Source organism: Aquipuribacter hungaricus, assembly GCF_037860755.1.
Taxonomy (GTDB): Bacteria; Actinomycetota; Actinomycetes; order Actinomycetales; family JBBAYJ01; genus Aquipuribacter; species Aquipuribacter hungaricus.
In genome coordinates, this window is sequence record NZ_JBBEOI010000227.1 from 1 (window position 1) to 5,551 (window position 5,551).

A 5,551-nucleotide genomic window follows, 5' to 3' on the forward strand; every position below is an offset into this window, starting at 1 on the left:
GTCGGCGCGCCCGCGCAGCCCGTCCGCCAGGCGCCGCACCCCTGGCACGTCGCCCGGGCAGGGGTCGTGGTCCAGGCCGGGGACCTGCCGGGCGGCGGTGGTCCACGACGTGCTCACCGGCCGGTCCGCGGTCCGGGGACCCCGTCCCGCAGGTCCTGCGCCGCCAGGACGGCCTCCCGCTCGACCGTGGCGTACGCCGTGCGGGCCTCGCGCAGGGCGCCGGCCAGGTCCTGCGCCTCGCGCGCGGAGGCGTCCAGTCCCGCCCGCCACTGCCGCCCCAGGTCCGCCAGCGCGTCCAGCAGCGGGTCGGCGCCGACGACGACACCGGCGACCGGCAGCCGGTCCAGGCCCTCGGCCGCGTCGAGGACCGCCTGCCGGACCCGGTCCGCCCGCGCCTCCGCCTCGTCGACGGCGGCCGTGTCCACCACCAGGCAGAGCCCGTCCGCCCCGCCGCCGGCCCACGCCGCCCCCGGCCCTGCCCCCGACGTCATCAGCCCCCACCCCCGTGCCGGGCCCTCCCCGGCACCGGTGACGCTAGGGGCGCGGGCGGGACCGCCGCGGGCGCCGTCCACAGGCCCGTGCGGCCCGGGCTAGGGTTCCGGGCGGTGCTCCGACCGACGACGAGGGGGATGACGGGATGTCGACCCGGGTGACCGCGGCTCCGGCCGACCAGCTCACCGTGCGCCGGTCGAACCTCAGCCTCGTCCTCAGCCACCTCCGTGACGCCGGCCCCCGCTCGCGCGCCAAGATCGCGGCGGACACCGGCCTCAACAAGGCGACGGTGTCCAGCCTCGTCGCCGAGCTGGTCGAGCGCGGCCTGGTCGGCGAGGGCGAGGTCGAGCGCGTCGGCAGCGTCGGCCGGCCCGGGCAGACCGTGGGCCTGGCCCCGGGGCGGGTCGTCGGCGTCGGCGTCGAGGTCAACGCCGACTTCGTCGACGTCACGGCGCTGGACCTCACCCACGAGGTCGTCCTGTCCCGCCGCGCCCCCGCGGACATGCGCGCCCTCGGGGAGCGGGGGGCGATCGCGCTGGTCGTCCGCTGCCTGCAGGAGGCGCTGGCGACCCTGTCCGCCGGAGGCAGCTCCGTGGTCGGCGTGACCGTCGCGGTGCCCGCCCTCGTCGACTCCGGCCGCGGCCGCGTCGCCCTGGCGCCGAACCTCGGCTGGACGGGCACGGAGCTCGCCGCCCAGCTGGACGCCGCGCTCGGCCTGGGGGACGTGCGGGTGGCCGTGGACAACGACGCCAACCTCGGCGCCATCGCCGAGCACGCGCTCGGGGTCGGCCGCGACGTCGACGACCTGGTCTACCTGGCCGGGGAGGTCGGGGTGGGCTGCGGCGTCATCGTCGGCGGGGAGCTGCTGCGCGGCTCGAGCGGCTTCACCGGCGAGATCGGCCACGCCCCCCTCAACCCGCGTCCCGAGGTGTGCGGCTGCGGCCGGGTCGGCTGCTGGGAGACCCAGGTCGGCCTCGGCGTGCTCCTGGCCGGCTGCGCGCGCGGCCCCGACGACCCGGTGCTCGACGGCGACGCGGACATCGACGTCCGGCTCGACGAGATCAACGCCCGGGCCGCCGCCGGCGACGTGGCGACCCTGGAGACCCTGCAGCGGGTGGGGATCGCCCTGGGCCTCGGCGCCAGCGTGCTCGTCACCATCGTCAACCCCCGGGCGCTCGTGCTCGGCGGGTACTTCGCCGTGCTCGAGGAGCACCTGCGGCCCTTCGTCGTCCACACCCTGCTCGAGCGGGTCGTGGCGCCCGACGCGGGCGGGGTCGAGGTGCGGGCGTCGCGGCTCGGCTTCACCGCGGCCAGCCGCGGCGGCGCCGTCGTCGCGCTGCAGCAGGTGTTCGCCGACCCCACCCGGGTGCCCGTCCCCGCCTGAGCGCCGCCGGTCACGGCCGGGGCGCCGGGTCAGGGCGTCGGTCCGGTCAGCGCCGCCGGGCGGGCCGGTACACCTGCACGCTGCCGACCGGCCGGAACCCCGCCCGCAGGAAGCTGCGCAGGGACCGGGCGTTGCCGGGCGCCACCGCGGCGAGGACCGGCGAGCCCGCCGGGAGCGAGGCGACCACGTCGGCGACCAGGCGTGCCCCGTCGGTACCCGCGACCACCTCGGCGCCCAGCTCGGTGAGCCCGGCGACCCCCGCCCCGACCGTCACCAGCGACGGGTCGGCGCCCGGGCGGCCGACGACCCTGACCTCGCCGCGCAGCGCCCGGGCCGCCACGGCACGGGGGTGCGCCGACAGGTCCTCCCGGGCCACCAGCCGGGACTCCTCGGCGGGGCGGCCGCCGCCGGTCGCGGCGAGCAGCACGTCGAGGGAGACGACCCAGCCGCCGGCTGCGAGCGCGGTCACCAGGCGCGGGTCGTGCGCCCCGCCCAGGCCGTCGGGCCGCAGGGCCGCGAGCGCGGCGTCGTCCACGTCGTCGGCCACGGCCAGGAACGCGTGCCCGGTGAGCGCGACCACGGCCTCCACGCCGTCGCGCCACGGCGGCACCCGCTCCCAGCCGCCGTCGACGGGCGGGAAGACCCCGGCCGCCGCGAGCCGGAGCACCTCCGCCAGGTCGGCCACGGCTCAGGCCAGCCGGTCGACCACGGCACCGAACAGCCGCGGCAGGCGCTCCGCGGCCGGCACCAGCCCCCGGCGCAGCACCGGCACCGACGACGCCGCGAGCAGCCCCTCGGTGAGCAGGCGGTAGCGGCGGCTCGCGGCGTGCCAGCGGCGCTCGTAGGAGGACGCGTCGTCGGCCACGACGCACGCGACGGCCTCGCGCGCGCACGCCAGGCCCACGGCGATCCCCTCGCCGGTGAGCGCGTCCACGTAGCCCGCGGCGTCACCGACGAGCAGCACCCGGCCCGCGACCCGGCGGCGGGCGACCTGGCGCAGCGGCCCCGCCCCCCGCGTGGTGGAGGCGTGCGGGACGCCGGCCAGGCGGGCGGCGAGACCGGGGAAGCGCGCCAGGTGGCTGTCGAGGTCGCCGTCGGCAGAGGTGAGCACCGCGACGCCGACGACGTCCGGGGCGACCGGTGTCACGTACGCCTCCGCGTCGCGCGACCACAGCACGTCGACGTGGGAGCCCCACGGGGCGGTCCGGTAGTGACGGCGCAGCCCGAAGCGGCGACCGTCGGGACGCGCGCCGCCCGCGGGCCGGCGGGGCGGGGGGACGTCGAGCCCCAGCGCGCGACGGGTGGGGGAGTGCAGGCCGTCGGCGGCGACGCACCATCGCGCGCGCAGCCCGCCCACGAGGACGCCGTCGCCGTCGTCGACCGGGGTGCCCGCCCGGACCCGCTCGCGGACCACGCCGACCTCCTCGGCACGGGCCTGGAGCGCGGCCGACAGCACCGTCCGCCGCACCCCCAGCCCGGGGCCCGCCCGGAAGCGCGCCTCGGCGACGTGGCCCGGGGACAGGTAGCGGATGCCCACCATCTCGTGGGCGTCCGGCCCCGGCCGCAGGCGCACCCCGAGCCGCTCGAGCGAGGCCCGCGCCCCCGGCATGAGCCCCTCGCCGCACGCCTTGTCCGCCGGTCCCTCGCGGGGGTCGAGCACGACGACCGACAGACCCTGCTGCGCGGCGCCGACCGCGGTCGCCAGGCCCACCGGACCGCCGCCGACGACGACGAGGTCCGCGTCGTGCCGGCTCACACCGCCGACCGCGGGCCTGCGAGCTCGGCCAGCGCCTGCTCCTCCACGCGCACCCGCCACGCCAGCAGCACGAGGTCGGCCACGTTGAACAGGAGCGCGGTGAGCCAGGCGCCGTGGACCAGCGGCAGGGCGATGCCCTCGGCGACGACCGCGACGTAGTTGGGGTGGCGCAGCCAGCGGTACCGGTAGGGCCCCCGGGCCACGAGCGGCAGGCCGGGGACGACGACGACCCGGGTGTTCCACTGCATGCCGAGGCTGCGGATGCACCACCAGCGCAGGGCATGGGCGGCCGCGAGCAGCAGGAGCATCGCCACCGCCAGGCCGGGGACGAACGGCCGGTCGGCCAGCCACACCTCCAGGGGTGCCCCGACCAGCAGCGCCAGGTGCAGCGCCACCATGACCGGGTAGTGCCCGGCGCCCCGCTCGACGCCGCCGCGGGCCCGGGCCCACGCCAGGTGGCGGGCGGCCACGCGCAGCTCGACCAGGCGCGCGCACCCCACGAGCACGACCAGGCCGAGGAAGGCCCACCCGGTGGCGCTCACCAGGACAGCAGGACGAGCTCGGCGCAGAAGCCCGGGCCCATGGCCAGCAGCAGCCCGGCGCTCCCGGGCTCCGGCCGGCGCTCGCGCATGGTGGCCTCGAGCACCTGGAGCACCGACGCGCTGGACAGGTTGCCGACCGCGGCGAGGGAGTCCCAGGTGAGCGACAGCGCGCCCTCGGGCAGGTCGAGGCTGCGCTGCACGGCCTCGAGCACCTTCGGCCCGCCCGGGTGGGCGACCCAGGTCCCGATGTCGGCGACGGTGAGCCCGTGGTCGGCGAGGAACTTCTCGACGTCCTCGCGCAGGTAGCTCTCGACGACGTCGGGCACGGACTGGTCCAGGACGATCTTGAACCCGGTCGTGCCGATGTCCCAGCCCATCACCCGGTCGGTGCCCGGGTACATCCGGCTGCGGGTGTCCACGACGCGGGGGCGCGGGCGGCCGTCGTCGGGGGACCCGCCCGCCGCGCGGCCGGTGCCGGTCATGACGACGGCGGCCGCCCCGTCGCCGAACAGCCCGCTCGCGACCAGGTTGGCCATCGAGCGGTCGTCGGCCTGCAGGGTGAGGGAGCACAGCTCGACCGAGACGAGGACGGCGACGTCGTCGGGGTGGCCGAGCAGGTAGTCGTGGACCCGGGCGACGCCCGCCGCGCCCGCGACGCAGCCGAGCCCGAACACCGGCAGCCGCTTGACGTCCGGCCGGAGCCCGAGCCGGGCCACCAGCCGCGCGTCCAGGCTCGGGGCGGCGACGCCGGTGACCGAGACGCTCATGACCAGGTCGACGTCCTCCGGCACCAGCCCGGCCGCGTCGAGCGCCCGGCGGACGGACCTCTCGGCGAGGTCGAGGCCCACCTCGATGAAGACGTCGTTGCTGGCGGTGAACCCGCCGAGGTCGGCGTAGCGCTCCAGCGGCAGCGCCAGGTGGCGGGTGGCGACCTGGGAGGAGGTGTGGAGGCGCCGCATGACCGGGAGCCGGTCCAGGTGCGCCTCGCCGAGCACCGTGACCCCGAGGGCCTCGGTGATCTCCGCCTGGGGGTACCGGTGGTCAGGTACCGCGCTGCCCACGGCGGCGATGACCGACATGCCCCGACGGTACGACAGCACCGGCGGCACCGCTCGCGCTCGCTGGCCCTACCGTCTCAGGGTGCCCGCCCCGCGACCCCCCGCGACCTCCCCGGACGACCGCGGCAGCGCCCTCGGCCGGGCGTCCGCCCTGGTCCGCGCGGCCCACGCGGGCCCGACCGTCGCCGTGACCCTGTTCGCGCTCGGCTACGGCGTGCTCGGGGCGGACCTGGCGGCGGGCCGGCTCGCGCTGGTCGTCCTCGCCGTCCTCGCCGGCCAGCTCGTCATCGGCTGGGCCAACGACTGGGGGGACGCGGGG

Annotated in this window: 6 protein-coding genes and 1 pseudogene; 2 read left to right on the forward strand and 5 right to left on the reverse strand. The window is 78.4% G+C overall.

The genetic code is table 11. The features are described 5' to 3' along the window. Window positions 1-113: 113 nt before the first annotated feature. Window positions 114-491, reverse strand: a complete 378-nt coding sequence (locus tag WCS02_RS16760; RefSeq protein ID WP_340295307.1) for a hypothetical protein — start codon at window positions 489-491, stop codon at window positions 114-116. A gap of 146 nt (window positions 492-637) precedes the next feature. Here WCS02_RS16760 and WCS02_RS16765 point away from each other — a divergent pair, with 146 nt between their 5' ends. Further along, complete coding sequence (locus WCS02_RS16765; RefSeq protein WP_340295309.1) at window positions 638-1,876, forward strand: ROK family transcriptional regulator; 1,239 nt, start codon at window positions 638-640, stop codon at window positions 1,874-1,876. A 46-nt stretch (window positions 1,877-1,922) separates the two neighbouring features. On the opposite strand, the gene WCS02_RS16770 is transcribed toward WCS02_RS16765, so the two are convergent. Genes WCS02_RS16770 through WCS02_RS16785 form a run of 4 tightly spaced genes read right to left on the reverse strand, consistent with a single transcriptional unit; the run spans window position 1,923 to window position 5,253 of the window. Next, window positions 1,923-2,561, reverse strand: coding sequence for an N-acetyltransferase (locus WCS02_RS16770; protein ID WP_340295311.1), 639 nt, complete (start codon window positions 2,559-2,561; stop codon window positions 1,923-1,925). 3 nt (window positions 2,562-2,564) lie between these two features. After that, window positions 2,565-3,632, reverse strand: a complete 1,068-nt coding sequence (locus WCS02_RS16775) for an NAD(P)/FAD-dependent oxidoreductase (protein WP_340295313.1) — start codon at window positions 3,630-3,632, stop codon at window positions 2,565-2,567. After that, complete coding sequence (locus tag WCS02_RS16780; RefSeq protein ID WP_340295317.1) at window positions 3,629-4,177, reverse strand: isoprenylcysteine carboxyl methyltransferase family protein; 549 nt, start codon at window positions 4,175-4,177, stop codon at window positions 3,629-3,631. The genes WCS02_RS16775 and WCS02_RS16780 overlap by 4 nt, the downstream gene beginning before the upstream one ends. Next, entirely contained in the window at window positions 4,171-5,253 is a 1,083-nt protein-coding gene (locus WCS02_RS16785; RefSeq protein WP_340295315.1) for a type III polyketide synthase, read from the reverse strand. The genes WCS02_RS16780 and WCS02_RS16785 overlap by 7 nt, the downstream gene beginning before the upstream one ends. Window positions 5,254-5,314: 61 nt before the next feature. Between WCS02_RS16785 and WCS02_RS16790 the strand changes: the two are divergent. Continuing rightward, a pseudogene (locus WCS02_RS16790) lies at window positions 5,315-5,551 on the forward strand (UbiA family prenyltransferase); the annotation flags it as partial.

Coding starts and splice junctions, on each gene's coding strand:
- WCS02_RS16760 (WP_340295307.1), bottom strand. CDS start 491: ATGACGTCGGGGGCAGGGCCGGGGGCGGCGTGGGCCGGCGGCGGGGCG.
- WCS02_RS16765 (WP_340295309.1), top strand. CDS start 638: ATGTCGACCCGGGTGACCGCGGCTCCGGCCGACCAGCTCACCGTGCGC.
- WCS02_RS16785 (WP_340295315.1), bottom strand. CDS start 5,253: ATGTCGGTCATCGCCGCCGTGGGCAGCGCGGTACCTGACCACCGGTAC.